Source organism: Streptomyces sp. AC627_RSS907, assembly GCF_019049165.1.
Genome location: NZ_JAGMUE010000795.1, coordinates 1 through 592 on the forward strand (window position 1 = coordinate 1; position 592 = coordinate 592).

Consider the following 592-nt stretch of genomic DNA (forward strand, 5'->3'; position numbering starts at 1 on the left):
GCCCACCTCGTGGCCGGCCGCGGCGATGCGGCGCACCTCGTCGGGCAGCGCCGCGACGTGGTGCCCCACGCAGAAGAAGGTCGCCCGGGCGTCGTAGCGGGCCAGGATCTCCAGGACCTGGCGGGTGTAGACCGGGTCGGGGCCGTCGTCGAAGGTGAGCGCGACCCGTGGGGCGTCCCGGCGGCCGTGCTCGACGCAGCGTCCGGAGGCCACCAGCGCCGCCCGCGTCGGCTCGCTGCGCCGCACGCCGTCGTCGTACTCCTCGGCGCGGCCGGTCAGGCTGCCGCCCTCCGCGGTCACCCGGGCCAGCGCGTCGGGTGCGCTGCGCGCCCGCTCGGCCAGTTCGCCGGCCGTGACGGAGCCGAACGGCGGCCGGGCCGGGAGCAGCCAGGGGTCGGCGCGGTAGACGTCGAGGCCGGCCGCCGTCATGGGCCCGTCGAGCAGGCCGTTGGTGCTCTCCAGGACCACGGCCACGGGCGCTTCCTCGCCCAGTTCCGTCAGCCAGGCCATGAGCCGCGTGACCTGGGCGGCTCCCCAGTCGCTCGGCTCGACCACCCGCTGCCCGGCCCCGTCCAGGACCTCGACCTGGTAC

Annotated in this window: 1 protein-coding gene; it reads right to left on the minus strand. The window is 77.2% G+C overall.

Going from position 1 to position 592, the window contains the following annotated elements; all coding sequences use genetic code 11:
- Positions 1-592: polysaccharide deacetylase family protein (locus KUM32_RS38685; protein WP_254406719.1), on the minus strand; the 592-nt coding region annotated here is incomplete at both ends.